General features: G+C 70.1%; 23 protein-coding genes. 10 read left to right on the forward strand and 13 right to left on the reverse strand.

Going from position 1 to position 24790, the window contains the following annotated elements:
• Nucleotides 1-50 precede the first annotated feature (50 nt).
• The 3 genes from ACIGFK_RS22835 to ACIGFK_RS22845 form a co-directional block, all read right to left on the reverse strand.
• Nucleotides 51-857: a GNAT family N-acetyltransferase gene (locus ACIGFK_RS22835; protein ID WP_400053337.1), complete on the reverse strand. Its 807-nt coding sequence runs from the start codon at nt 855-857 to the stop codon at nt 51-53.
• A gap of 83 nt (nt 858-940) precedes the next feature.
• Nucleotides 941-1210 carry a protealysin inhibitor emfourin gene (locus ACIGFK_RS22840; RefSeq protein ID WP_376660476.1) on the reverse strand — a complete coding sequence of 90 codons (270 nt, stop codon included), beginning with the start codon at nt 1208-1210 and terminating at the stop codon, nt 941-943.
• Nucleotides 1211-1220: 10 nt separating this feature from the next.
• The gene (locus ACIGFK_RS22845; RefSeq protein WP_386466762.1) at nt 1221-2294 is read right to left on the reverse strand and encodes a M4 family metallopeptidase; all 1074 of its coding nucleotides are present in this window, start codon (nt 2292-2294) and stop codon (nt 1221-1223) included.
• Between the two features lie 366 nt (nt 2295-2660).
• Here ACIGFK_RS22845 and leuA point away from each other — a divergent pair, with 366 nt between their 5' ends.
• Complete coding sequence (gene leuA, locus ACIGFK_RS22850; RefSeq protein WP_376660474.1) at nt 2661-4424, forward strand: 2-isopropylmalate synthase; 1764 nt, start codon at nt 2661-2663, stop codon at nt 4422-4424.
• A gap of 94 nt (nt 4425-4518) precedes the next feature.
• Here leuA and ACIGFK_RS22855 read toward each other — a convergent pair whose 3' ends face one another.
• On the reverse strand, nt 4519-5277 hold the full coding sequence (locus tag ACIGFK_RS22855) for an SDR family NAD(P)-dependent oxidoreductase (RefSeq protein WP_376660473.1): 759 nt from the start codon (nt 5275-5277) through the stop codon (nt 4519-4521).
• Nucleotides 5278-5430: 153 nt separating this feature from the next.
• Here ACIGFK_RS22855 and ACIGFK_RS22860 point away from each other — a divergent pair, with 153 nt between their 5' ends.
• The 5 genes from ACIGFK_RS22860 (at nt 5431) to ACIGFK_RS22880 (ending at nt 10576) form a co-directional block, all read left to right on the forward strand.
• Nucleotides 5431-6126, forward strand: coding sequence for a TerB family tellurite resistance protein (locus ACIGFK_RS22860; RefSeq protein ID WP_376660472.1), 696 nt, complete (start codon nt 5431-5433; stop codon nt 6124-6126).
• Nucleotides 6127-6745: 619 nt separating this feature from the next.
• A complete protein-coding gene (locus ACIGFK_RS22865) occupies nt 6746-8281 on the forward strand; it encodes a nucleobase:cation symporter-2 family protein (RefSeq protein ID WP_400053339.1) in 1536 nt (511 codons plus the stop codon).
• An 84-nt stretch (nt 8282-8365) separates the two neighbouring features.
• Nucleotides 8366-9112 carry a DNA repair protein RecO gene (recO, locus tag ACIGFK_RS22870; RefSeq protein WP_376660470.1) on the forward strand — a complete coding sequence of 249 codons (747 nt, stop codon included), beginning with the start codon at nt 8366-8368 and terminating at the stop codon, nt 9110-9112.
• Nucleotides 9113-9123: 11 nt separating this feature from the next.
• On the forward strand, nt 9124-9948 hold the full coding sequence (locus tag ACIGFK_RS22875; RefSeq protein ID WP_376660469.1) for an isoprenyl transferase: 825 nt from the start codon (nt 9124-9126) through the stop codon (nt 9946-9948).
• 82 nt (nt 9949-10030) lie between these two features.
• Complete coding sequence (locus ACIGFK_RS22880) at nt 10031-10576, forward strand: hypothetical protein (protein WP_400053342.1); 546 nt, start codon at nt 10031-10033, stop codon at nt 10574-10576.
• A gap of 72 nt (nt 10577-10648) precedes the next feature.
• Here ACIGFK_RS22880 and ACIGFK_RS22885 read toward each other — a convergent pair whose 3' ends face one another.
• The 4 genes from ACIGFK_RS22885 to ACIGFK_RS22900 are packed head-to-tail and all read right to left on the reverse strand — an operon-like array spanning nt 10649 to nt 13778.
• Nucleotides 10649-11074, reverse strand: a complete 426-nt coding sequence (locus tag ACIGFK_RS22885; RefSeq protein WP_376660467.1) for a Fur family transcriptional regulator — start codon at nt 11072-11074, stop codon at nt 10649-10651.
• A gap of 51 nt (nt 11075-11125) precedes the next feature.
• The gene (locus tag ACIGFK_RS22890; protein WP_376660466.1) at nt 11126-11992 is read right to left on the reverse strand and encodes a metal ABC transporter permease; all 867 of its coding nucleotides are present in this window, start codon (nt 11990-11992) and stop codon (nt 11126-11128) included.
• The gene (locus tag ACIGFK_RS22895; RefSeq protein WP_376660465.1) at nt 11992-12783 is read right to left on the reverse strand and encodes a metal ABC transporter ATP-binding protein; all 792 of its coding nucleotides are present in this window, start codon (nt 12781-12783) and stop codon (nt 11992-11994) included. The genes ACIGFK_RS22890 and ACIGFK_RS22895 overlap by 1 nt, the downstream gene beginning before the upstream one ends.
• A gap of 29 nt (nt 12784-12812) precedes the next feature.
• Nucleotides 12813-13778 (reverse strand): metal ABC transporter substrate-binding protein, encoded by a 966-nt coding sequence (locus ACIGFK_RS22900; protein ID WP_400053344.1) that lies wholly within the window; start codon nt 13776-13778, stop codon nt 12813-12815.
• Nucleotides 13779-13933: 155 nt separating this feature from the next.
• On the opposite strand from ACIGFK_RS22900, the gene ACIGFK_RS22905 reads away from it, so the two are divergent.
• Entirely contained in the window at nt 13934-15316 is a 1383-nt protein-coding gene (locus ACIGFK_RS22905) for a glycine--tRNA ligase (RefSeq protein WP_376660463.1), read from the forward strand.
• 79 nt (nt 15317-15395) lie between these two features.
• On the opposite strand, the gene ACIGFK_RS22910 is transcribed toward ACIGFK_RS22905, so the two are convergent.
• The 4 genes from ACIGFK_RS22910 to ACIGFK_RS22925 all read right to left on the reverse strand — a co-directional run bounded on the left by ACIGFK_RS22910 (nt 15396) and on the right by ACIGFK_RS22925 (nt 18339).
• Nucleotides 15396-16124: a VC0807 family protein gene (locus tag ACIGFK_RS22910; protein ID WP_376661493.1), complete on the reverse strand. Its 729-nt coding sequence runs from the start codon at nt 16122-16124 to the stop codon at nt 15396-15398.
• Nucleotides 16125-16260: 136 nt separating this feature from the next.
• Nucleotides 16261-16854 carry a TetR family transcriptional regulator gene (locus ACIGFK_RS22915; RefSeq protein WP_400053347.1) on the reverse strand — a complete coding sequence of 198 codons (594 nt, stop codon included), beginning with the start codon at nt 16852-16854 and terminating at the stop codon, nt 16261-16263.
• 21 nt (nt 16855-16875) lie between these two features.
• A complete protein-coding gene (locus ACIGFK_RS22920; RefSeq protein WP_376661494.1) occupies nt 16876-17820 on the reverse strand; it encodes an aldo/keto reductase in 945 nt (314 codons plus the stop codon).
• A gap of 174 nt (nt 17821-17994) precedes the next feature.
• On the reverse strand, nt 17995-18339 hold the full coding sequence (locus tag ACIGFK_RS22925) for a DoxX family protein (protein WP_400053349.1): 345 nt from the start codon (nt 18337-18339) through the stop codon (nt 17995-17997).
• 91 nt (nt 18340-18430) lie between these two features.
• Between ACIGFK_RS22925 and ACIGFK_RS22930 the strand changes: the two genes are divergently transcribed.
• Nucleotides 18431-18886 carry a MarR family winged helix-turn-helix transcriptional regulator gene (locus ACIGFK_RS22930; RefSeq protein ID WP_400053351.1) on the forward strand — a complete coding sequence of 152 codons (456 nt, stop codon included), beginning with the start codon at nt 18431-18433 and terminating at the stop codon, nt 18884-18886.
• An 80-nt stretch (nt 18887-18966) separates the two neighbouring features.
• Here ACIGFK_RS22930 and ACIGFK_RS22935 read toward each other — a convergent pair whose 3' ends face one another.
• Entirely contained in the window at nt 18967-20415 is a 1449-nt protein-coding gene (locus ACIGFK_RS22935; RefSeq protein ID WP_376661489.1) for an MFS transporter, read from the reverse strand.
• Nucleotides 20416-20450: 35 nt separating this feature from the next.
• On the opposite strand from ACIGFK_RS22935, the gene dusB reads away from it, so the two are divergent.
• Both dusB and ppdK read left to right on the forward strand, forming a co-directional pair.
• Nucleotides 20451-21611, forward strand: coding sequence for a tRNA dihydrouridine synthase DusB (gene dusB, locus ACIGFK_RS22940; RefSeq protein WP_400053353.1), 1161 nt, complete (start codon nt 20451-20453; stop codon nt 21609-21611).
• Nucleotides 21612-21975: 364 nt separating this feature from the next.
• On the forward strand, nt 21976-24684 hold the full coding sequence (gene ppdK / locus ACIGFK_RS22945) for a pyruvate, phosphate dikinase (protein ID WP_376661487.1): 2709 nt from the start codon (nt 21976-21978) through the stop codon (nt 24682-24684).
• The last annotated feature ends 106 nt before the right edge of the window (nt 24685-24790 follow it).

The raw sequence follows: 24790 nt of genomic DNA on the forward strand, positions 1-24790 counted from the left end.
CGGGAGATCCGGCAAACCCTGTTGCCGATCCGGCAAACCCGGCGGGGGGCCTACGCCTCCGCGGGCTCCGCGATCAGTGCCGTCGCCACCCGGCGGAAGCCGATGCGGCCGTAGATGCGGGCCACGTCCTCGTCGCCCGCGGAGAGGAAGACGGTGCGCGCCCCCTGCTCCAGGGCGCGGGCGACCAGGGCCGCGGTGACCGCGAGGGCCAGGCCCTGGCGGCGGGCCGACGGGAGGGTGCCGACGCCCACCACCTCGGCGACGTCGCCGACGGGGTTGTACTGGCCCGCGCAGAGCACCACGCCGTCGCGGACGGCCGCCGCCAGGGCGGTGGTGCCCGCCTCGAGCTTCCCGGCGACCCGGGCCCGGCCCTCCTCCGCCCAGGGCTCGGCCGTCTTCGCCGCCAGCTCCGCCGGGCCTGCCTCGCCGACCGCGGTCCCGGGGGCCGCGAAGGCCAGCGCCGGGACCGTCACCGCCGCCTTCAGCAGCGGGTCGTCCGGGCCGAGCAGGCGCACGTCGGGATGCGGGGGGAGGGGCGCCGCCCCGGCGTCCAGCACCATCAGCGGGTGCGCGTGGACGTGCAGCCCAGCCGCCTCCACCGGGCCCCGGAGGGAGGGGGTGGTTTCGGCCACCCACTCGAAGGATTCGGGGACCTTCAGCTCCCGCTGCCGGGCCAGGACCCGCTCCACGTCCGCCACGGTCGCCCCGGCGCCGCCGAGCGCGGGTCGTGCGTAGTACTGCCAGCCCGCGCCCTCCTGGACGAACAGGGTCAGCGGGCCGAAGTCCTCGGCCCGCGCACCGCCCACCCGGGGCACCGTGTCGTAGTACCGCTCCAGCGAGTCCAAGATCGTAGTCATCCCGGCATCCAACCAAAGCGGTGCCGCGAGGGCACGCCCTTATCGGGCCCCTCCTCCGGGCTCCCTCCTCCGGGCTCCCTCCTTCAGGCTCCCTCCTTCAGGACCCGTGAGATCAGCGTGCGCTGCGCGTCCGAGAGGTGCGGGTCGTGGCAGGACACCGTCCGCCCGTCCACCGTGATCTCGTACGAGAACCCGTCCCGCACCCCGGCCGGCGCATGCGCCGGCGAGGCCGGCCGCAGCGCCAGGTGGGCCAGGGCCCGCCACTCGTCCTCGTCCGGCCGGCCCGAGGTGTCCACCTCGGCCCGTCGCTCGATGCCCGCGAAGCCGCCCGTCCGCACCACCTGAATCCGCATGGCAGCCGTCCTACCCCGCGAACGGCACGCCCACCACCGACCACGCCTTCTGCAGCGCCCGGTGCTCGGCGCCGCCCTCCCCGTACCGGGCCGCGGCCGCGGCGGTGGACAGCCGGGCGAAGTCCGCGAACTTGGCGTTCGAGGCCAGCTCCCCGCCCGTCAGGGTGTCGTACCAGATCTGCCCGGCCCGCTCCCAGGCCTTGCCGCCCAGCTCGGTCGCCGCGACGTAGAAGGCGTGGTTGGGGATGCCGGAGTTGATGTGCACCCCGCCGTTGTCGCGGTTGGTGGTCACGTAGTCGTCCATCGTGGCCGGCTGCGGGTCCTTGCCGAGCTCGTCGTCGTCGTACGCCGTCCCGGGCGCCTTCATCGAGCGCAGCGCGACCCCGGTGACGTTGGGGCCGAGCAGTCCGGCGCCGATCAGCCAGTCGGCCTGCTCGGCGGTCTGGTCGAGGGAGTACTGCTTGATCAGCGAGCCGAAGACGTCCGACATCGACTCGTTCAGGGCGCCGGACTGGCCGAGGTACTGCAGGTTCGCCGTGTACTGGGTGACCCCGTGGGTCAGCTCGTGCCCGATGACGTCGACCGACACCGTGAAATCGAGGAAGAGGTCGCCGTCGCCGTCGCCGAAGACCATCTGCCGGCCGTCCCAGAAGGCGTTGTTGTAGTCCTCGCTGTAGTGGACGGTCGCGTCGAGCGCGAGCCCGGAGTCGTCGATCGAGCGGCGCCCGAAGCCCTTCAGGAAGAGTTCGTACGTGGCTCCGAGCCCCGCGTACGCACGGTTGACGGTGGCGTCCTTGTGCAGCGGGTCGCCCTCGCCGCGCACCTTCTTCCCGGGCAGCCGGGTGCGGTGCTGGGCGTCGTAGATCGTCCGGTGCGGATCGTCGGAGGCGGGCGCCCCGAGGGCGGGGGCGATCCCGCGGACGGTGGTGACCCGGCGCCGGGTGCGCAGCATGGCGTCGTGTTCGAGGGTGCTCTGGGCGAGGTCGGCGCGCCGGGGGTCCGCGGACAGGGCGGCCTTGTCGAGCAGGTGCGGCGGCACGACGGTGCAGAAGACGGGGTGACGGGGGGCGTGGGAGGCATTCATGCCCGAAATGTGGCAGCGGGTCACGGCAGTGTCACTACCCGCGACCATGATTCATTCGCATGTCCGAAAGTCGCGTCGCCGGATTGACGGATCAACCGGACATTCGCGAGGGAAAGGAGGCTTGGCTCACATTTGGTGCAAATCGGACGGGCCGGTCTTGCATACTGAAACAGGTCCTCGCGTTACGGCGCGGCTCGGCTAGGCTCGGCCCATCATGCGTTTCGGGCTGCTTCTCCTTAGCTGCCGCGGCGAGGGTCTGTAGTCGTAGGCCGACCCCCTCCCCGCGGAGTTTGGTGTTGCGGTTTTTACGACCGCCGTCGGCCGTTTCCAGCGAACTACACGCGGACACGCGAGGAGCCCAACGCCATGAGCCAGCAGCCTTTTGTCGGTCGCCCCACGCCCATCACCAACGCGACCCACACCCAGAAGTCCTCCGGGATGCCCATCCACAAGTACGGCCGGTACGAGCAGGTGGACATCCCCGACCGCACCTGGCCGGACGCCCGCGTCACCAAGGCTCCCCGCTGGCTCTCCACCGACCTGCGCGACGGCAACCAGTCGCTGATCGACCCGATGACCCCCGCCCGCAAGCGCGAGATGTTCGACCTGCTGGTGCGCATGGGCTACAAGGAGATCGAGGTCGGCTTCCCCTCCTCCGGCGAGACCGACTTCGCCTTCGTGCGCTCCATCATCGAAGAGGGCGCGATCCCGGACGACGTCACCATCTCCGTCCTGACCCAGGCCCGCGAGGACCTGATCGAGCGGACCGTCGAGTCGCTGATCGGCGCCAAGCGCGCCACCGTGCACCTGTACAACGCGACCGCCCCGACCTTCCGCCGGGTCGTCTTCCGCGGCTCCAAGGAGCAGATCAAGCAGATCGCCGTCGACGGCACCCGCCTGGTCATGGAGTACGCCGAGAAGCTGCTGGGCCCGGAGACCACCTTCGGCTACCAGTACAGCCCCGAGATCTTCACCGACACGGAGCTGGACTTCGCCCTGGAGGTCTGCGAGGCCGTCTGCGACGTATGGCAGCCGGGCGAGGGCCGCGAGATCATCCTGAACCTGCCCGCCACCGTGGAGCGCTCGACGCCCTCCACCCACGCGGACCGCTTCGAGTGGATGGCCCGCAACCTGACCCGCCGCGAGCACGTCTGCATCTCCGTGCACCCGCACAACGACCGCGGCACTGCCGTAGCCGCCGCCGAGCTGGCCCTGATGGCCGGTGCCGACCGCATCGAGGGCTGCCTGTTCGGGCAGGGCGAGCGCACCGGCAACGTCGACCTGATCACCCTGGGCATGAACCTGTTCTCGCAGGGCATCGACCCGCAGATCGACTTCTCCCAGATCGACGAGATCCGCCGCACCAGCGAGTACTGCAACCAGATGGAGGTCCACCCGCGCCACCCCTACGCGGGCGACCTGGTCTACACCGCCTTCTCCGGCTCCCACCAGGACGCCATCAAGAAGGGCTTCGACGCCATGGAGGCCGACGCGGCCGCCCAGGGCAAGACCGTCGACGACATCGAGTGGGCGGTCCCGTACCTGCCGATCGACCCGAAGGACGTCGGCCGCTCCTACGAGGCGGTCATCCGGGTCAACTCGCAGTCCGGCAAGGGCGGCATCGCGTACGTCCTGAAGAACGACCACAAGCTGGACCTGCCGCGCCGCATGCAGATCGAGTTCTCGCGGATCATCCAGGCCAAGACCGACGCCGAGGGCGGCGAGGTCACGCCGAAGGCGATCTGGGACGTCTTCTCGGACGAGTACCTGCCCAACCCCGAGAACCCGTGGGGCCGCATCCAGCTGCGCTCCGGCTCGACCACCACCGATCGCGACGGCACCGACACGCTGACCGTCGAGGCGGTCGTGGACGGGGTCGAGACGGTCCTGAACGGCACCGGCAACGGTCCGATCTCGGCCTTCTTCGACGCGCTGGCCGACATCGGCGTCGACGCCCGCCTGCTGGACTACACCGAGCACACCATGAGCGAGGGCGCCTCCGCCGTGGCCGCCTCGTACATCGAGTGCGCCATCGACGGCCGGGTCCTGTGGGGCATCGGCATCGACGCCAACACCACCCGCGCCTCCCTGAAGGCGGTCATCTCCGCCGTCAACCGCGCGGGCCGCTGAACCACGCGCACGTGAACCCCGCTCCTCCCCCGTGGAGGGGCGGGGTTCCGTCGTCTTCTGGTGCCGCGGTCTCCGCGGGCCGGGTGCCGCAGCCTCAGCGGGCCAGGTAGCCGCCGTCCACGGGCAGCACCACGCCCGTCACGAACGAGGCCGCGTCCGAGGCCAGGAAGGCGATGACCCGGGCCACCTCCTCCGGCTCGCCGAGCCGGCCCATCGGATGCGCAGCGGACATCTCCTCGAGGTACTCCGGACCGCCCGGCTCGTCCTCCAGCGCCAGCACCCGCTCCGTACGGATGGTGCCGGGGGCCACCGCGTTGACCCGGATCCCGCGGGCCGCCCACTCCACCGCGAGGTGCTTGGTCAGCCCCGACGCCACGAACTTCGCCGGCCCGTAGGCGGCCTGCCGCGCCTGCCCGGCCACCCCCGAGATCGAGGACACGCAGACCAGCGCCCCGCCGGGCCGCTCCTGCGCGGTCATCGCCTCGATGGCGTACTTGCACGTCAGGAACATGCCGCGGCCGTCGACCGCCATGACGTGGTCCCAGTCCGCAGGGGCGGTCTCCCGTACATCCGAAAGAGGGAGCACTCCGGCGTTCGCCACGGCGACGTCGAGCCGCCCGTACGCCTCCACCGCGGCGGAGACCATCGCGCGGTTGGCTTCCGGATCGGACACGTCGCCGCTCACCGTCGTGATGCCGAACCCCTCCGCGGCGAGCGATGCGCGCAGGGCCTCGACGCCGGGGCCGTTGATGTCGGCCGCGGTGACCCGCGCCCCCGACCGGGCCAGCAGCGTGGCGGTGGCCCGGCCGATCCCGCTCGCGGCGCCCGTCACCAGGCAGGACTTCTCGTTCATGGGGCAGACCCTAGGGCCCGGAGGCATGGGCGCGGATCGGCCAAGTCCGCGCCGCGCCACATGTTGTCCTGTCACACGACTGACGCGGCCTCACCTATGTGGCTAACATCACGCCAACCCGGCGATGTTGCCGGAAGGTTACGGAGGTGCGACGTGCTGCCAGTTCGGGGTGGGGACGGCCGGAAGCTGATGCTCTGGGGCATCCGTACCACCTGGAGCACCGTGGGCGACGGGGAGTTCTTCTGCCCCTCCTGCGGTGGCGACCGCAACTACCGCAGGCGCACCGGGCGCCGCCGGTTCACCGTGCTCGGGGTCCCGCTGCTGCCGCGCGGGCAGGCCGGGCCGATCGTCGAGTGCCAGGGGTGCCGCGAACGCTTCGACACCGAGGTCCTGGAGCACCTGACCACCACCCGCTTCACGGCGATGCTGCGCGACGCCGTGCACACCGTGGGCCTCGCCGTGCTCGCGGCGGGCGGCACGGCCTCGCGCGGGGCGCTGGAGGCCGCGGCGGGCGCGGTACGGGCCGCCGGCTTCCCCGAGTGCAGCGAGGAGCAGCTGGAGGCCCTCGTGGCGGCGCTGACCGCGGACGAGGGGCGGCTCGGGCTGTACGACGTCCCGGAGTGCTGCGGGGCCGCCCTGTCCATCGAACTCCACGAGGCCCTGGAGCCGCTGGCACCGCACCTGGCGGGCCCGGGCCGTGAGTCGATCCTGCTCCAGGGCGCTCGCATCGCGCTCGCGGACGGCCCGTACACCCCGGCGGAGCGCGAGGTGCTCTCCACCATCGGCGCAGCGCTGCGGATCGACGTGGACGAGGTGGGACGGCTGTTGTCGGCGGTGCGCGCTCCGTAATCGCCCCTCTCTGCACGGTGACGCCCGAACCCTTGGGGTTCGGGCGTTTTCGTGTTCCCGGACGGTCACATCCGCTCAGCGGATCAGATCCGTCCGAAACAGACGTGCCGGGGGGTAACGATCCGGCCTCACGGGGGCTGTTCAGGGCCTCGTGAACGTCCTGTGAACGCCGGAATCACGTCATCCACACAGGATCGGTCCACCAGGTGGACACCCGGAGCGAGTGTCCCGACTTCGCGGATTCGAACGCCGTTGAAGTCTTAATGCGCAGGTCACACCCCATGTGCTTCGCGGTTGCAGGGCCGGAGGGGCTGCCTCCGAATGCCGCTTCTCATACCCCTCCCCGGGGGTCCGCACCACTGGAGAAACCTACAGATCCGACGTCACCAGAGGTCAACAATTTGTGTAAGTCGACGATATCTGTGAGGCCCCCCACAGGCGTTCAATTCCGGTCACACGACAAGACGGCGCCGTTAACAGGGCTCGGCTTGGATGCAACGCAACAGCGTGAACGTGAACGCACTGAAACCCTGGCGGATCAACGGGATAACGGACCCACTCCGGCCAGGGATAACCAGATCTCCTCTCAATTACCTACCTCTTGAAGGGCAAGGCAGAGATGGCACGTGTCGCCGCCCGGCTTTCCACCAGTGGAGAGCAGAGCACGCACCCGGTCGACGAGGTGCTCCCCCTCCCCAAGCTCGCGCTGTACGGCTTCCAGCACGTACTCGCGTTCTACGCCGGCGCGGTGATCGTCCCGATCATCGTCGGCAGTGCGCTCAAGCTGAGCCCTGAACAGCTCGTCTACTTGATCAACGCAGACCTCTTCACCTGCGGTATCGCCTCCATCATCCAGGCCTTCGGCATCGGCAGGATCGGCGCGCGGCTGCCGCTGATCCAGGGCGTGACCTTCACGGCCGTGTCCCCGATGATCGCCATCGGCCTCGGTGCCGGCGGTGGAACCGCAGCGCTCCTGGTCATCTACGGCGCCGTCATCACGGCGGGTATCGCGACCTTCGCGTTCGCCTGGCTGCCGGCAGGCGCCTTCAAGGCGGTGATGCGGCTCTTCCCGCCGGTGGTCACCGGCACGGTCATCACGGTGCTCGGCATCGTGCTGATCCCGGTGGGCCTCAAGGACGCGGCCGGCGGCGTTCCGACGCTCGCCGACGGCGGTGTGCCGACGCAGCTGGCCTACGCGGGCGGCACCATGCTCTTCATCCTCGTCCTGATGAAGTTCGGCGGACCGTTCCTGCGCAGCATCAGCATCCTGCTCGGCCTGGTCGGCGGTACCCTCGCGGCCTTCGCGCTGGGCGACGCCAAGTTCGGCAACGTCGGCCAGTCCGACTGGATCGGCGTCACCACGCCCTTCCACTTCGGCGCCCCGAAGTTCGAATGGTTCCCGATCTTCCTCATGCTGATCGTCATGCTGATCACCATGGTCGAGACCACGGGTGACACCTACGCCGTCGGCGACATCGTCGGCAAGGAGGTCGACAGCGAGGTCGTGGCCCGCGCCCTGCGTGCCGACGGCGCCGCGACCGCCCTCGGCGGCGTCCTGAACTCCTTCCCGTACGTCGCCTTCGCCGAGAACGTCGGCTTGGTGCGGATGACCAAGGTCAAGAGCCGCTTCGTGGTCGTCGCCGCGGGTGTGTTCATGATCATCCTGGGTCTGCTGCCCAAGGCCGCCGCGATCGTCGCCTCCGTCCCGCCGGGCGTCCTCGGCGGTGCGGCCACCGTGATGTTCGGCATGGTCGCCCTGGCCGGTATCCAGACCCTGGCCAAGGTGGACCTCAAGGAGGAGAAGAACGCGCTGATCGTGGGCGTCTCGCTGGCCCTCGCGCTCTTCCCCGCCACCGTTCCGCTCTACTTCGACAAGCACGTGAGCCCCGACGCGTCCTCGCTGCTCAACAGCGGTGTCACCCTCGGTGCCACGGCCGCCATCGTCCTCAACCTGATCTTCAACGGTCTGGCCAAGGACGACGCCCACGACGCCGTCAAGGCCGAGCTGCCGGCCCAGCCGACGGCGGCCCCGGCCGCCGCCGAGAAGGAGGCCGACGCGGAGAACGCGGAGAACGCGGAGAACGCGGAGAACACGGACGCCGCCGAGAAGGCCGACGGCGCGAAGAAGGCGGACGCGGAGACGACCGCCTCCTGATCCTCCCAAGGGGTGCTGACCCCTCGTCCGGAGACGCTCATCCGGACGGGGGGTCAACGCTGTCCCGTACGGGACAATGGGCGCATGAGTCTGTTCCGCGACGACGGCATCGTGCTGCGCACCCAGAAGCTGGGTGAGGCGGACCGCATCATCACGCTCCTCACCCGTGGCCACGGCCGGGTCCGGGCCGTCGCGCGCGGCGTCCGGCGCACCAAATCGAAGTTCGGGGCCGGGCTGGAACCTTTCTCCCACGCCGACGTGCAGTTCTTCGCCCGCGGCAGCGAGCTGATCGGCCGCAGCCTGCCGCTCTGCACCCAGACCGAGATCATCGCCCCGTACGGCAACGGCATCGTCACCGACTACGCCCGCTACACCGCCGGCACCGCGATGCTGGAGACCGCCGAACGCTTCACCGAGAACGAGGGCGAGCCCGCCGTACAGCAGTACCTGCTGCTCGTCGGGGCCCTGCGCACCCTCTCCCGCGGCGAACACGAACCGCACCTCATCCTCGACGCCTTCCTGCTGCGCTCCCTCGCCGTGAACGGCTACGCGCCGAGCTTCCAGGACTGCGCGAAGTGCGGGATCCACGGCCCGAACCGGCACTTCTCCGTCGCCGCGGGCGGGGTCATATGCGGGGACTGCCGCGTGCCCGGCAGCGTCGTACCCTCGTCGGAGGCCATCGCCTTGCTCAGCGCCCTGCTGACGGGCGACTGGGGGTATGCCGACGCGTGCGAGGCGCGTCACGTGCGGGAGGGCAGCGGGCTGGTCTCGGCCTACCTGCACTGGCATCTGGAGCGCGGGCTACGCTCCCTGCGATACGTCGAGAAATAGGAGCTGGGCACATGGCACGACGCGGGATTCTGGGACGCTCTCGCCGGGAGTACAAGGTTCCCGAGCCGCACCCGTCCGGTGCGGTCCCGCCGAAGATCCCCGGCGAGCTGGTCCCGAACCACGTGGCCATCGTCATGGACGGCAACGGCCGCTGGGCCAAGGAGCGCGGCCTGCCCCGCACGGAGGGCCACAAGGTCGGCGAGGGCGTCGTGCTCGACGTGCTCAAGGGCTGCCTGGAGATGGGCGTCAAGAACCTCTCCCTCTACGCCTTCTCGACGGAGAACTGGAAGCGCTCGCCCGACGAGGTCCGCTTCCTCATGAACTTCAACCGCGACGTCATCCGCCGCCGCCGCGACGAGATGAACGAGCTGGGCATCCGCATCCGCTGGGTCGGCCGCATGCCGAAGATGTGGAAGTCCGTCGTCCAGGAGCTCCAGGTCGCGCAGGAGCAGACCGTCGACAACGACGCGATGACCCTGTACTTCTGCGTCAACTACGGCGGCCGCGCGGAGATCGCGGACGCGGCGCAGGCCATCGCCCGCGACGTCGCCGCCGGGAAGCTGGACCCGTCGAAGGTGAACGAGAAGACCTTCGCGAAGTACATCTACTACCCGGACATGCCGGACGTGGACCTGTTCCTGCGCCCCAGCGGCGAGCAGCGCACCTCCAACTACCTGATCTGGCAGAGCGCCTACGCCGAGATGGTCTACCAGGACGTGCTGTGGCCCGACTTCGACCGCCGCGACCTGTGGCGGGCCTGCCTCGAGTACGCCCAGCGCGACCGCCGCTTCGGCGGCGCCGTCCCCAACCAGGCGGAACCCGGCTCCACGGCCTGAGGGCCCTGATCCGCGTCCGGCGGCACGGCGCGCCGGACGCGGCCGCCGTCCGGACGCGGTGATCCCGATAGGGTCGGCTGTCATGGACATGGAGCACGGCGCGACGCGGCCCGTTGCGCAGACGGTCGAACTGGCCTACCGGATCACCACGAAGGACCTCGCGGAGGCGGTGCGCCTGCGCGACTCGAAGACGGCGGCCGGGCGCCGCAGGCGGTGGCTGTTCCCCCTGATCGGGACGCTGTCGCTGCTCATCGGCGTCTCGGCGATCATGCGGGACGAGTCCGCGGCCAGGGCGGCCGGCTTCCTCACCGGTGCCGTGGTGCTGTGGGCGTTCGCGCTGTTCGGCCCGCGCCTCCAGGCACGGGCCTTCCGGGGGCTGCTGGACAAGGCGGGCGACTGCCGCACCGTCGTCGACGGTGCGGGGCTCCTGGTGAAGACGGCCACCACCGAGGCGCGCATCTCCTGGGCCGCGCAGCCGACGTACGCGGAGACGGACGGCGCGTTCGTCATGCTCAGCGACGACAAGGGGGCGGTGGCCATGACGGTCCTGCCCAAGCGCGGCGTCCGCCAGCCGGCGGACGTCGACGGGCTGCGGGCCCTCCTGGACGCGAACCTGCGGCGGCTCTAGAGCTGCGCCCGCGTACGGCCCCGTGCGCGGGCCGGGCCGGCACGGGTGCTCGTGCGGCTCAGCCCGCGGCGCTCAGCCCGCGGCGGCGCAGTCGGCGCAGGTGCCGAAGATCTCCACCGTGTGGGCCACGTTCACGTAGCCGTGCTCGGCGGCGACGGACTCCGCCCACTTCTCCACCGCCGGGCCCTCCACCTCGACGGCCTTGCCGCACTTGCGGCAGACCAGATGGTGGTGGTGGTCCCCGGTGGAGCAGCGGCGGTAGACGGACTCGCCGTCGCTGGTGCGCAGGACGTCGACCTCGCCCGCGTCCGCGAGGGACTGGAGGGTGCGGTACACGGTGGTCAGGCCCACGGAATCGCCACGGTGCTTGAGCATGTCGTGGAGTTCCTGGGCGCTGCGGAACTCGTCCACCTCGTCCAGCGCCGCCGCTACGGCGGCCCGCTGCCGGGTGGATCGTCCTCGTACTGGCGCGTTCATCTCGCCAGGCGCAGTCGCCACCGGTTCCTCCTCGTGTAGGCCTGCGGCCATTGTGCCAGGCGGCCGCCGGGCCTAGACCTTCACGTCGTCGCGGGTGCACACCTCTTCGGCGGCGCGGGCGGCGTTGGCCCGGCGCTTGGCCAGGGGGGCCGAGACCGCCGTCGTGATCATGAACACAGCGATGGCCAGGAGCACGATCGTGCCGCCGGAGGGGGCGTCGATGTAGTACGTGGTGACCGTGCCGGTCAGCGAGACGAGCACGCCGATGGTCATGGCCACCGCGAGGGTCGCGGTGAACCCGCGGGTGACCCGCTGGGCGGCCGCGACGGGGATCACCATCATGGCGCTGACCAGCAGCAGGCCCACGATGCGCATCGCCACGGTCACCGTGACGGCGGCGGTGACGGCCATCAGCAGGTTCAGCGCGCGCACCGGCAGGCCGGTGACCCGGGCGAACTCCTCGTCCTGGCAGACCGCGAACAGCTGCCGGCGCAGGCCCAGGGTCACGGCGACGACGAACACGGCCAGGATCACCACGGCCGTGATGTCCTCGGCCGAGACGGTGGTGATGGAGCCGAAGAGGTAGCTGGTCAGATTGGCGGTGGAGCCGCCCGGCGCCAGGTTGATGATCATGACGCCGCCGGCCAGGCCGCCGTAGAAGAGCATGGCGAGCGCGATGTCACCGCTGGTCTTCCCGCGCGAGCGGATCAGCTCCATGCCGACCGCGCCGATGACGGCGACGAGGGTCGCCATCCACACCGGGCTGGTGCGCAGCAGGAAGCCGAGGGCGACGCCGGTCATGGCCACGTGGCCGATGCCGTCGCCCATGACCGCCTGGCGGCGCTGGACGAGGTACGTGCCGATCGCGGGGGCCGTGAGGCCGACCAGGACGGCCGCGAGCAGGGCCCGCTGCATGAAGGCGTAGTCGAGGAGGTCCATCAGCTCAGCAGTCCCGTCCGCAGGGGCTCGGCGTCGTGCGCCGCGTGGGGGTGTACGTGGTCGTGGCCGGGCAGCGCGTGCTGGCCCACGGCCTCCGGGGGCGGGCCGTCGTGGACGACGCAGCCGTCGCGCAGGACGACGGCCCGGTCGATCAGCGGCTCCAGCGGGCCCAGTTCGTGCAGGACGAGGAGAACGGTGGTGCCGGCGGCGACCTGTTCGCGCACGGCGCCCGCGAGGACCTCCTGGTTGGCGAGGTCCACGCCGGCCATCGGCTCGTCCATGATCAGGAGTTCGGGTTCGACGGCGAGTGCCCGGGCGATGAGCACGCGCTGGTGCTGGCCGCCGGAAAGGGCGTTGACCGATGCGTCGGCGTACGACTCCATCCCCACGAGGACGAGGGCGCGCTCGACGGCGGCCTTGTCGGCCTTGCGCAGGAAGCCGAAGCGGGAGCGGGCGAGCCGGCCGGCGGAGACGACCTCGCGCACGGTGGCCGGGACCCCGCTGGCGGCGGTGGTGCGCTGCGGGACGTATCCGATGCGCGACCAGTCGCGGAAGCGTTTGAAGTCCGTGCCGAAGAGGGAGAGGTCTCCGCCGGAGAGCGGGACCTGGCCGACGACGGCGCGGACCGCGGTGGACTTGCCGGAGCCGTTGGCGCCGAGGAGTGCGACGACCTCGCCGCGGCGGACGGCGAGGTCGACGCCGCGCAGCACGGGGCGCGAGCCGAGCGAGGCGGTGGCCCCGCGCAGGGATATGACGGGCTGGTCGTCAGCCGGTCGGGGCGTGGACTGCATGGCTCGCGCCTCCGTTGCTGCTGCTGTCATCACTTGGCTCCGAGCGCCTTCTGGAGGTTCTTCAGGTTGGACCGCATGACCTCGAAGTAGTCAGCGCCCTGGGACTTCCCGGTGATTCCCTCGAGCGGGTCGAGGACGTCCGTCTTGAGACCGGTGTCGGTCGCGAGGCTCTGGGCCGTCTTGTCGCTGGCCAGGGTCTCGAAGAACACCGTGGAGACATTCTCCTGCTTCGCGAGGGCCTGGAGTTCCTTCATCCGGGCCGGGCTGGGCTCGGACTCGGGGTCGACGCCGGAGATGCCCTCCTGGTCCAGGCCGTAGCGCTCGGCGAGGTAGCCGAAGGCGGAGTGGGTGGTGATGAAGGTCTTGGAGGCCGTGTTCTTCAGGCCGTCCTCGAACTCGGTGTCCAGCGCGGTCAGCTTGCCGACGAGTTCGTCGGTGTTCTTCCGGTAGTCCGCGGCGTGGTCGGGGTCGGCCTTCTCCAGGGCCGCGCCGACGCCCTTGGCGACCTCCGCGTACTTGGCGGGGTCGAGCCAGATGTGCGGGTCCTCGCCGGCCTCGCCGTGGCCGTGGTCGTGACCGGCTTCGCCTTCGCCCTCGTGGGCGTGGCCGGAGGTGCCGTGGGCCTCGAGCTTGGTGAGCGTGCCCGCGTCGACGATGTTCTTCACGCCGGACTGGGCGACGGCCTTGTCGACGGCGGGCTGCAGGGTCTTGAGGTAGAGGACCACGTCGGCCTCGCCGAGCTGCCCGGTCTGCTTCGGCGTGATCTCCAGGTCGTGCGGCTCGACGCCCGGCTTGGTCAGCGTGGAGACCTTCACGTGGTCCTTGCCGATCTGCTCGGCGAGGAACTGCATCGGGTAGAACGACGCCATCACGTCGAGCTTGCCGTCCTTGCCGCTGCCTGCCGCGCTCGCGCCGGAGCAGGCCGTGAGGGCCGCGGCGCCGAGGGCTACGGAGGCGACGAGGGCGGTGGCGGGTATGAGGCGTCGTACGTTCATGACATCCATTTTCATCAAAGATGGAAACGATTGTCAAAAACCCTGGTGAGGGGCTCCGGGAGCGGTCGCGGAAGGGGGTCCCGATTTGAAAGGGGAGGTGCGGGCGCCGGTAACCTAAGGGCTTCGCCGTTCGTCCTCGTAATGAAGAGAGCACCGTGGCCGCCGACAAGATCGACACCATCGTCAGCCTGAGCAAGCGCCGTGGCTTCGTTTTCCCCTGCAGTGAGATCTACGGCGGCTCCAAGGCCGCCTGGGATTACGGTCCGCTGGGTGTCGAGCTCAAGGAGAACATCAAGCGCCAGTGGTGGAAGGCGATGGTCACCGGGCGTGAGGACATCGTCGGCATCGACTCCTCCGTGATCCTGGCCCCCGAGGTCTGGGTGGCCTCCGGGCACGTCGCGACCTTCTCGGACCCGCTGACCGAGTGCACCTCCTGTCACAAGCGCCACCGCGCCGACCACCTGGAAGAGGCGTACGAGGCCAAGCACGGCCGCCTGCCCGAGAACGGCCTCGCCGACATCAACTGCCCCAACTGCGGTGTGAAGGGCCAGTTCACCGAGCCGAAGCAGTTCTCCGGCATGCTGGAGACCCACCTCGGCCCGACCCAGGACACCGGCTCCAAGGCGTACCTGCGCCCCGAGACCGCCCAGGGCATCTTCACCAACTTCGGTGTCGTGCAGACCACCTCGCGCAAGAAGCCCCCGTTCGGCATCGCGCAGATGGGCAAGTCCTTCCGCAACGAGATCACCCCCGGCAACTTCATCTTCCGCACGCGCGAGTTCGAGCAGATGGAGATGGAGTTCTTCGTCAAGCCGGGCGAGGACGAGCAGTGGCAGGAGTACTGGATGCAGGAGCGGTGGAACTGGTACCGCGACCTCGGCATCCGCGAGGAGAACATCCGCTGGTACGAGCACCCGAAGGAGAAGCTGTCCCACTACTCGAAGCGCACCGCCGACATCGAGTACCGCTTCAACTTCGGCGGCAACGAGTTCTCCGAGCTCGAGGGCGTGGCCAACCGCACCGACTTCGACCTCAAGGCGCACTCCGCGGCCTCGGGCCAGAACCTGTCCTACCTGGACCAGGAGTCGGGTGAGCGCTACACCCCGTACGTCATCGAGCCGGCGGCCGGCGTCAACCGCGCCATGCTCGCCTTCATGCTCGACGCGTACGTCGAGGACGAGGCCCCCAACGCCAAGGGCGTCATGGAGAAGCGCACCGTGATGCGCTTCGACCCGCGCCTGGCCCCGGTCAAGGTCGCCGTCCTGCCGCTGTCCCGCAACGAGAAGCTGTCGCCGAAGGCCAAGGGCCTCGCCGCCGACCTGCGCAAGTTCTGGAACATCGAGTTCGACGACGCGGGCGCCATCGGCCGCCGCTACCGCCGCCAGGACGAGATCGGTACGCCGTTCTGCGTCACCGTCGACTTCGACACCCTCGAGGACAACGCGGTGACCGTGCGCGAGCGCGACACCATGAAGCAGGAGCGCGTCTCCCTGGACCAGATCCAGGCCTACCTCGGCAGCCGCCTGCTCGGCTGCTAGGTCCGCTCCGGCAGACGAAAGACCGGCGGCCCGGTGCGCAGTGCGCGCACCGGGCCACCGGTCTTTTCCGTGGTCCCGCTCAGGCGGTTCCGGCCGCCGAGGCCTCAGCCGCCGCAGCTTCGGCGGCCGCGGTTTCGGCCGCGCGGCGCTCGCCCTCGGCCTGCGACCGCTTCCCGTACATCGCGGTCCACACGCCGAGCGCGCCCAGGACGCCGTAGATCATGATCGGGCTGACGGCCACCATGGTCTTGGTGTCCAGCACGTAGGCCAGCACGACGCGGACGATCGCCTCGGCGACGTACGCCACGCCCCAGACGAGCGTCATCCGGGTCATGGTGGTGCGGAAGCCCTCGTACTGCCACAGGCCGTTCCACCAGGCGGTGCTCTCCGGGGTGCCGTCCGTGGCGAACTTGCGGCCGAAGTAGAACATCAGCGGGCGCGGCGCGAGCAGCGTGGCCAGGCAGAGCAGCCCGAACAGGCCGGTCACGCACGAGTCCTTGATGAGCAGGGCGCGGGCGGACGGGTCGCCGACGAGCGAGACCACGGCCGTGATCACGATGAACACCAGGGTGACGAGAGCGAATTCGTCGAACTTGCGGTGCCAGGCGAGGTTGATCGCGCTGTCCAGTACCGGCCAGGCGCTGGACAGGAGCAGTGCGGAGAACTCGCTCCAACCGTGGCCGTCCACGAGCGTGTTGTACGTGATGATCGGCGCGACCACGTTGAGGCCGATGGTCAGGATCCAGCCGATGGCGGTCGCTGCCCCGGAGCGGGCAGGTGGTTCGGGCCGAGCTACTTGGGCTGACAAGGTTCCCCCTGGAACGTACCTGATGAGTGCGGTAGGGGGACCGTAAGGAAATGGCCATGGCATGTACAAGGCGAACGGCCTAAAATGATCACCAAGCGGACCGGACGGAATGGTTCCGGACAGATCGGTGCCCAGGTCAGGCGCGCAGGCCCCGGATGATCAAGGCGGTGACCGCCTCGAATTCGGCGAGGATCCTGGGCGAGCGCCAGTCGGCCGCGTACTGCGGGTCGTGGAAGCGGCCGGTCGCGTCGAACACCGCGCGGGCCGCGGCCGGTACGTCGTCGGCGGCGATCGTCCCCGCGGCCACGCCCTCGGCGATGATCCGCGCCAGCTGGTCGATCAGCTCGTTCAGGTGCGAGTCGACCACTCCGCTGTTCTCGGCGAGCAGCACCGTGTAGGTGGCGAACAGCTCGGGATCGTCCCCGGCCTTGTGCCGCTTCGCCTCGAAGAGCGCCTCCAGCCAGGCCTCGAGCTTGGAGGGCGCGCTCTCGGCGGGCGCCGAGGTGATCCCCTCCAGCACGGCGACGCTCTTCGCGAGCCACCGGTCCGTGACGGCCTCGCGCAGCGCGGCCTTGGACGGGAAGTGCCGGTACACGCTGCCGTGGCTGACGCCCAGGGCACGTGCCACGTCGACCACGGTGGCCTTGGTCGGACCGAAGCGCCGCAGCACGTCCTCGGTGGTCTCGAGGATGCGCTCGGGTGTCAGGGGCTCAGCCGCGGCGGGGGACATGGGTACGACCGTACCGCCAGCTCAGTGCTCGCTGTCCAGGTGGGCCATCTGCGCCGCCGGGTAGCGCTCTCCGGCCGCGGCGCCCGCGGGCACGGCCTCCTCGATGGCGGCCAGGTCCCCGGCGCTGAGGGATATCTCCATGGCACCCAGTGCCTCGGCCAGCCGCTCGCGGCTCCGGGCGCCGACCAGCGGCACGATGTCCTCGCCGCGCGAGAGCACCCAGGCGATGGCGGTCTGGGCGACGCTCACGCCCTTGCCCTCGGCGACCTTGCGCAGGGCGTCGACCAGATCGAGGTTCCGGTCGAGGTTCTCGCCCTGGAAGCGGGGGCTCATCCCGCGGAAGTCGCCCGGGCCGAGCGCCCTGTCGCGAGTGAAGTGTCCGCTGATCAGGCCGCGGGAGAGGACCCCGTATGCCGTCACGCCTATGCCGAGCTCGCGGGCCGTCGGCAGGATCTCGGCCTCGATGCCGCGGGAGATCAGCGAGTACTCGATCTGGAGGTCGGCGATCGGAGCCACGGCAGCAGCCCGGCGCAGGGTGTCGGCGCCGACCTCGGAGAGGCCGATGTGGCGCACGTGCCCGGCTTCGACCGCCTCGGCGATGGCCCCGACGGTCTCCTCGATCGGCACGGCCGGATCCACGCGGGCGATCCGGTAGATGTCGATGTGGTCCCGGCCGAGCCGCTGGAGCGAGTAGGCCAGGAAGTTCTTCACGGCTTCGGGCCGGCCGTCATAGCCGGTGAAGCCGCCCTCGACGGTGCGCAGGGCGCCGAACTTGACGCTGGTCAGCGCCTGCTCGCGGGCTGCGGCGGGCGCGGTGCCCAGGGCTTCGTTGATCAGCAGCTCGTTGTGGCCCATGCCGTAGAAGTCGCCGGTGTCGAGCAGCGTGACGCCCGCGTCCAGCGCGGCATGGATGGTCGCGATGGACTCGGAGCGGTCCGCCGTGCCGTAGAGGGCGGACATCCCCATGCAGCCCAGACCCAGCGGGAAGACGGTGGGGCCGGTGCTGCCGAGGGTGCGCCGAGCGTGCTCCGGGTGGGCGCCGCCCCGGTGGTCGGTGGTCGCAAGGGTGTTCTCGTTCGTCTCCATGCAACGAGAATGGCATGACGAGTGACAGATTTCAATATCTGTCACTCGTCAGTGTCAGGCGAGGATCCGCAGCGCCAGGGCGGCCGCGGCGACCAGCGTGAGCACGGCCGCCGGCGCCAGCTCGTAGTCCTTGACGCGCAGGTGGGCGACGACCGCGCCGATGAAGTAGAGGGTCACGCCGGTCGCCGCGGCCACGCCGAGCGGCGTCACCCACAGGCCCGCCACCAGGCCGATCGCCCCGGCGGCCTTGAGGCCGGCCAGTCGCGGCAGCCAGGAGTCCGGGACCTGGACGCGCCGCATGTTCGCGACGATCTGGTCGTTGCGCTGGAGCGAGAAGGCGGCGGAGGCGGTGAGGGTCAGGGCGAGCAGGAGGCCGACGACGGCATAGGCGATGAACATGGAAGTCTCCAACGGTCGATGATTGCTAATCATTGAATAGCATCAACGATCTAACCAGTGCAATCATTTCTTCGTTGCTACGATGTGACACATGACGGCAGATCAGGACGGCTCGCACCCCCCGCAGCGGCTGGGCCTGCTGCTCGCCTGGCACGGATCGATCACCCAGACCCGTATGAAGAAGGCGCTCGGCGTGGCAGGGCTCACCCCCCGCCACGCCATGACGCTGATGCACCTGGAGGACGGCCCCCTCAGCCAGCGGGCGCTCGCCGACCGGCTGGAGGTGGACCCCAGCGTGCTCGTCGGCATCCTGAACGACCTGGAGGGCGACGGCCTCGCCGAACGCCGCCGGGACCCGGCCGACCGCCGCCGTCACAACGTGGTGATCACCGCCGCGGGCCGGGCCGCCCTGGACACGACCAACGCCGCCCTCGACGAGGTCGAGGGCGGCATCTTCGGCGCACTGTCCGTGCAGGAGCGCGAGGTCCTGCGCGGCCTCCTCGACCGGGTCAACACCTCGGCCGAGGACTTCACCTGCGGGGAGTAGTCACCCGCGTCCGGCGGCGGGCCCGCGCCTCACGCACGCGCCGGGCATGACGCGCGCCGCGCCCGACGCACGGCGCCCCGTCACGCGCGCGGCGCGCCGATCTCCGCCAGGGGCCCCGGCGGCTCCTCCAGGGCGCGGGCCGTACGGTCCGCGGTGCGCAGCGCCCATGCGCCGGTCGACGCCGCGCCCAGCACCAGGACGAGCGCACCGCAGACCGTGATGATCCACCACGCCGGGACGGCCGCCTCGGTGAAGTCCCGGCCGTCCGCCATCCCGGCCGCCAGCACCGCGCCCACGACGGCGACGCCCAGAGTGCTGCCGGTCTGGCGGCTGGTGGACGCGATCGCGGCCGCGACGCCCGCCTGGGAACGCGGCATCCCGGAGACGGCCGTATTGGTGACCGGCGCGTTGACCATGCCGAAGCCGAGCCCGAAGAGCACGTACCCGGTGAACAGCAGCGGGGTGGACGTCTCACCCCGGAAGACGGCGAACAGCAGCCCGCTCGCGCCCATCGCGGCGCCGGCGATCAGCAGCGGCAGCCGCGGCCCGCGGCTGCCCACCAGCCGCCCCGACAGCGGCGCGACGAACAGCGTCAGCGCGGCCATCGGCAGCATGTAGAGGCCGGCGTCCATCGCATCCAGCTTCCGTACGTCCTGGAGGTACAGGGTGTTCAGGAAGAGGAAGCCGGCCATAGAGGCGAAGGCGCTGACCGCGATCACGGTCGCCCCGCTGAAGGGCACGCTCCGGAAGAACCGGAAATCGATCAGCGGCTCCTCGCGCCGGGGCTCGTAGACCAGCAGCGCCACCAGCGCGACGACGGACACCAGGGCGCACCCCACGATCACCGGCGAGCGCCAGCCGGCGGACGGCGCCTCGATGATCCCGTACGTCACACAGCCGAGCAGGACCATGATCAGCACCTGGCCCACCGGGTCGGGCCGCCGAGGCCGGGCCGCCCGGGACTCGGGGATGTGGCGCAGGGTCAGCACGAGGGCCAGGAGGCCGATCGGCAGGTTGACCCAGAAGATCGAGCGCCAGCCCACGGAATCGACCAGGAGACCGCCGATCAGGGGCCCCGCGGCCATGGAGATGCCCGCGACCGCACCCCACACGCCGATGGCCCGCGCCCGCTGGGCCGGATCGGTGAAGGTGTTGGTGATGATCGACATCGCCACCGGGTTGAGCATCGCGCCGCCGACCGCCTGGACCATCCGGAAGGCGATGAGCCATTCGAGACCGGGCGCGAGGGAGCACAGCAGGGAGCCGGCGGTGAAGAGGACCAGGCCGGTGACGAACACCTTGCGGCGCCCGATCCGGTCGGCCGTGGACCCCATGAGCATCAGCAGCGAGGCCAGCACGAGCGTGTAGGCGTCGATGGTCCACTGCATGCCCGCGACGGAGGCGTCCAGATCGGTGCGCATCGTGGGGAGCGCGACGTTCAGGACGGTGTTGTCGAGGCTGACGATCAACAGGCTCATGCAGCAGATCGCCAGGACGAGCGTGCGCTGCCGGGAACTCGTCTCGATCATGCCGCCGATCGTACGTCCGCACCCATGGCCGCGGCATGCGGGACAATGGGCGGATGACCACGCTCCCCCCGCCTCTCGCGATCGGCCCGCACACCGTGCAGCCCCCCGTGGTGCTCGCCCCCATGGCCGGCATCACCAATGCCCCGTTCCGTACCCTCTGCCGGGAGTTCTCGGGCGGCAAGGGGCTGTTCGTGAGCGAGATGATCACGACCCGCGCCCTGGTCGAGCGCAACGAGAAGACCATGCAGCTGATCCACTTCGACGAGACCGAGAAGCCCCGGTCGATTCAGCTGTACGGGGTCGACCCCGTGACGGTCGGCAAGGCGGTCCGCATGATCGTCGAAGAGGACCGCGCCGACCACATCGACCTGAACTTCGGCTGCCCGGTCCCCAAGGTGACCCGCAAGGGCGGCGGCTCGGCCCTGCCCTACAAGCGGAACCTGCTGCGCGCCATCCTGCGCGAGGCCGTCGCGGGCGCCGGCGACCTGCCGGTGACCATGAAGATGCGCAAGGGCATCACCGACGAGCACCTCACCTACCTCGACGCCGGCCGGATAGCCGTCGAGGAGGGGATCACCGCCATCGCCCTGCACGGCCGCACCACCGCCCAGCACTACGGCGGCACCGCCGACTGGGAGGCCATCGCGCGGCTCAAGGAGCACGTGCCGGAGATCCCCGTGCTCGGCAACGGCGACATCTGGTGCGCCGAGGACGCGCTGCGCATGGTCCGCGAGACCGGCTGCGACGGCGTGGTCGTCGGGCGCGGCTGCCTGGGGCGGCCGTGGCTCTTCAACGACCTCGTGGCGGCCTTCGAGGGGCGCCCCGAGGACTTCCACAAGCCGACGCTGCGCGAGGTCGCGGCGACCATGCACCGCCACGCGCAGCTGCTGGGTGAGTGGATCGGGGACGAGGCGCGCGGGGTGATCGACTTCCGTAAGCACGTGGCCTGGTACCTCAAGGGCTTCTCGGTGGGCTCCGAGATGCGGGGCAAGCTCGCGGTGACCTCGTCGCTGGCCGAGTTGGACGCTCATCTGAGCGAGCTGGACCTGGACCAGGGCTGGCCCGAGAGCGCGGACGGTCCGCGGGGCCGGACGTCCGGAAACAACCGGGTTGTCCTGCCGGACGGCTGGCTGAAGGACCCGTACGACTGCGCCGGCGTGAGCGAGGACGCCGAACTGGACACCTCCGGAGGCTGACAAATCGCCCTGCGTGGCGCGTGATATACGCCACGCATGGGTAGGGGTTTGCTCAGATGAGCGCATAAGTCACGGGTAAGACTTCCAAAGGGTGGCACTGGGTGCCACCCTTTGTGTGTTCAAGTCTTGAACGCAAATGTATCGATGATCGCTCATCCGAGCGGAAACGCCGCCCGAACGGCCCCTTCCCCTTCGGCTTGTGAACGCTCTTCGTACTTTCCCATTACCCGTGAGTTACTTTCGATCTGCTGGCGCACGGGTGGTTACGGCCATATGACGGCCAAGTGGACGTACCCATAAGCCTTCGATCTGGGTATGTTCCTGGCCGTCAGGGCAGCCACCGAGCCTCGAGGAGTCGAGACCCGTGTCGGAAAACAAAGATCAGAAGTTCGTCTACGACTTCACCGAGGGCAACCGCGACCTCAAGGACCTTCTCGGCGGCAAGGGAGCCAACCTCGCCGAGATGACCAACCTGGGTCTGCCGGTCCCTCCCGGCTTCACCATCACCACCGAGGCCTGCAAGGTCTACCTCGAGAGCGGCTCGGCCCCGGCCGCGCTGCGCGACGAGGTCAGCGCCCACCTTGCCGCCCTCGAGTCGAAGATGGGCAAGAAGCTCGGCCAGTCGGACGACCCGCTGCTGGTCTCCGTGCGTTCCGGCGCCAAGTTCTCGATGCCCGGCATGATGGACACCGTCCTCAACATCGGCCTCTCCGACGAGTCCGTGACCGGCCTCGCCACCCAGGCCGGCAACGAGCGCTTCGCGTGGGACTCGTACCGCCGCCTGATCCAGATGTTCGGCAAGACCGTCCTCGGGGTCGAGGGCGAGCTCTTCGAGGACGCCCTCGACGAGGCCAAGGCCGCCAAGAAGGTCACCGTCGACACCGACCTCGACGCCGCCGACCTGAAGAAGCTGGTCAAGGTCTTCAAGAAGATCGTGGCGAAGGAGGCCGGCCGCGAGTTCCCGCAGGACGCCCGCGAGCAGCTGGACCTCGCCGTCGAGGCGGTCTTCAACTCGTGGAACACCGACCGCGCCAAGCTCTACCGCCGCCAGGAGCGCATCCCGAGCGACCTGGGCACCGCCGTCAACATCTGCTCCATGGTCTTCGGCAACCTCGGCCCGGACTCCGGCACCGGCGTCGCCTTCACCCGCGACCCGGCCAGCGGCCACGCGGGCGTCTACGGCGACTACCTCCAGAACGCGCAGGGCGAGGACGTCGTCGCGGGCATCCGCAACACCGTGCCGCTCGCGGACCTCGAGGCCATCGACAAGACCTCGTACGACCAGCTCATGACGATCATGACGACGCTGGAGACCCACTACAAGGATCTCTGCGACATCGAGTTCACCATCGAGCGCGGCCAGCTGTGGATGCTCCAGACCCGTGTCGGCAAGCGCACCGCCGGCGCCGCCTTCCGCATCGCCACCCAGCTCGTGGACCAGGGCCTCATCGACGAGGCCGAGGCCCTCCAGCGCGTCACGGGCCACCAGCTCGCGCAGCTGATGTTCCCCCGCTTCGACGAGGGCGCGAAGACCACCCTGCTCGGCCGCGGCATCGCCGCCTCCCCGGGCGCCGCGGTCGGCAAGGCCGTCTTCGACTCGTACACGGCCGTCAAGTGGTCCCGCTCCGGCGAGAAGGTCATCCTGATCCGCCGCGAGACCAACCCCGACGACCTCGACGGCATGATCGCCTCCGAGGGCATCCTGACCTCCCGCGGCGGCAAGACCTCGCACGCCGCCGTCGTCGCCCGCGGCATGGGCAAGACCTGCGTCTGCGGCGCCGAGGAGCTCGACGTCGACACCAAGCGCCGCCGCATGACGGTCGGCGAGACGGTCATCGAAGAGGGCGACGTCGTCTCCATCGACGGCTCCACCGGCAAGGTCTACCTCGGTGAGGTACCCGTCGTACCCTCCCCGGTCGTCGAGTACTTCGAGGGCCGCATGCACGCCGGCGCCGACGACGCCGACGAGCTCGTCGCCGCCGTGCACCGGATCATGGCGTACGCGGACCGCGTCCGCCGCCTGCGGGTGCGCGCCAACGCCGACAACGCCGAGGACGCGCTGCGGGCCCGCCGCTTCGGCGCCCAGGGCATCGGCCTGTGCCGCACCGAGCACATGTTCCTCGGCGAGCGCCGCGAACTGGTGGAGCGACTGATCCTCGCGGACACCGACGGCGAGCGCGAGGAGGCACTCAGTGCCCTCCTGCCGCTGCAGAAGAAGGACTTCGTCGAGCTCTTCGAGGCGATGGACGGGCTGCCCGTCACCGTCCGCCTCCTCGACCCGCCGCTGCACGAGTTCCTGCCCGACATCACCGAGCTGTCGGTGCGCGTCGCCCTCGCCGAGTCCCGCCAGGACCACAACGAGAACGACCTGCGCCTGCTCCAGGCCGTGCACAAGCTGCACGAGCAGAACCCGATGCTGGGTCTGCGCGGCGTCCGCCTCGGCCTGGTCATCCCCGGCCTGTTCAAGATGCAGGTCCGGGCGATCGCCGAGGCCGCGGCCGAGCGCAAGAACGCCAAGGGCGACCCGCGCGCCGAGATCATGGTCCCGCTCGTCGGCACCGTCCAGGAGCTGGAGATCGTCCGCGAGGAGGCCGACGCGGTCATCGCCGAGGTCGAGGCCGCCACCGGCACCAGCCTCAAGCTGACCATCGGCACGATGATCGAGCTGCCGCGCGCCGCCCTGACGGCCGCCCAGATCGCCGAGGCCGCGCAGTTCTTCTCCTTCGGCACGAACGACCTGACCCAGACGGTGTGGGGCTTCTCCCGCGACGACGTCGAGGCCAGCTTCTTCACCGCCTACCTGGAGAAGGGCATCTTCGGGGTCTCGCCCTTCGAGACCATCGACAAGGACGGCGTCGGCTCGCTGGTCCGCCACGCGGCCGAGCAGGGCCGGGCCACCCGCCCCGACCTCAAGCTCGGCGTCTGCGGCGAGCACGGCGGTGACCCCGAGTCCGTCCACTTCTTCCACGAGGTCGGCCTCGACTACGTCTCCTGCTCGCCCTTCCGGATCCCGGTGGCGCGCCTGGAGGCCGGTCGTGCGGCCGCCGAGGCGAAGGGCAGCGACAGCCGCTGACCCACGGCCCTGAGAAGGGCCCCGCAAGACGGCGCGTCTGCCCCCGGGTTCCCTGACCCCCGAGGGCAGACGCGCCCATTTTTTTTCTTGTTCAACAAATCTTTAC

Source organism: Streptomyces sp. NPDC085524, from assembly GCF_044541755.1.
Lineage (GTDB): Bacteria > Actinomycetota > Actinomycetes > Streptomycetales > Streptomycetaceae > Streptomyces.

Coding starts and splice junctions, on each gene's coding strand:
- ACIGFK_RS22875 (WP_376660469.1), top strand. CDS start 9,124: ATGGCACGACGCGGGATTCTGGGACGCTCTCGCCGGGAGTACAAGGTT.
- ACIGFK_RS22900 (WP_400053344.1), bottom strand. CDS start 13,778: ATGAACGTACGACGCCTCATACCCGCCACCGCCCTCGTCGCCTCCGTA.
- dusB (WP_400053353.1), top strand. CDS start 20,451: ATGCGGGACAATGGGCGGATGACCACGCTCCCCCCGCCTCTCGCGATC.
- ACIGFK_RS22845 (WP_386466762.1), bottom strand. CDS start 2,294: ATGAATGCCTCCCACGCCCCCCGTCACCCCGTCTTCTGCACCGTCGTG.
- ACIGFK_RS22915 (WP_400053347.1), bottom strand. CDS start 16,854: ATGTCCCCCGCCGCGGCTGAGCCCCTGACACCCGAGCGCATCCTCGAG.
- ACIGFK_RS22835 (WP_400053337.1), bottom strand. CDS start 857: ATGACTACGATCTTGGACTCGCTGGAGCGGTACTACGACACGGTGCCC.
- ACIGFK_RS22920 (WP_376661494.1), bottom strand. CDS start 17,820: ATGGGGATGTCCGCCCTCTACGGCACGGCGGACCGCTCCGAGTCCATC.
- ACIGFK_RS22935 (WP_376661489.1), bottom strand. CDS start 20,415: ATGATCGAGACGAGTTCCCGGCAGCGCACGCTCGTCCTGGCGATCTGC.
- ACIGFK_RS22930 (WP_400053351.1), top strand. CDS start 18,431: ATGACGGCAGATCAGGACGGCTCGCACCCCCCGCAGCGGCTGGGCCTG.
- ACIGFK_RS22895 (WP_376660465.1), bottom strand. CDS start 12,783: ATGCAGTCCACGCCCCGACCGGCTGACGACCAGCCCGTCATATCCCTG.
- ACIGFK_RS22865 (WP_400053339.1), top strand. CDS start 6,746: ATGGCACGTGTCGCCGCCCGGCTTTCCACCAGTGGAGAGCAGAGCACG.
- recO (WP_376660470.1), top strand. CDS start 8,366: ATGAGTCTGTTCCGCGACGACGGCATCGTGCTGCGCACCCAGAAGCTG.
- ACIGFK_RS22890 (WP_376660466.1), bottom strand. CDS start 11,992: ATGGACCTCCTCGACTACGCCTTCATGCAGCGGGCCCTGCTCGCGGCC.
- ACIGFK_RS22880 (WP_400053342.1), top strand. CDS start 10,031: ATGGACATGGAGCACGGCGCGACGCGGCCCGTTGCGCAGACGGTCGAA.
- leuA (WP_376660474.1), top strand. CDS start 2,661: ATGAGCCAGCAGCCTTTTGTCGGTCGCCCCACGCCCATCACCAACGCG.
- ACIGFK_RS22840 (WP_376660476.1), bottom strand. CDS start 1,210: ATGCGGATTCAGGTGGTGCGGACGGGCGGCTTCGCGGGCATCGAGCGA.
- ACIGFK_RS22855 (WP_376660473.1), bottom strand. CDS start 5,277: ATGAACGAGAAGTCCTGCCTGGTGACGGGCGCCGCGAGCGGGATCGGC.
- ACIGFK_RS22925 (WP_400053349.1), bottom strand. CDS start 18,339: ATGTTCATCGCCTATGCCGTCGTCGGCCTCCTGCTCGCCCTGACCCTC.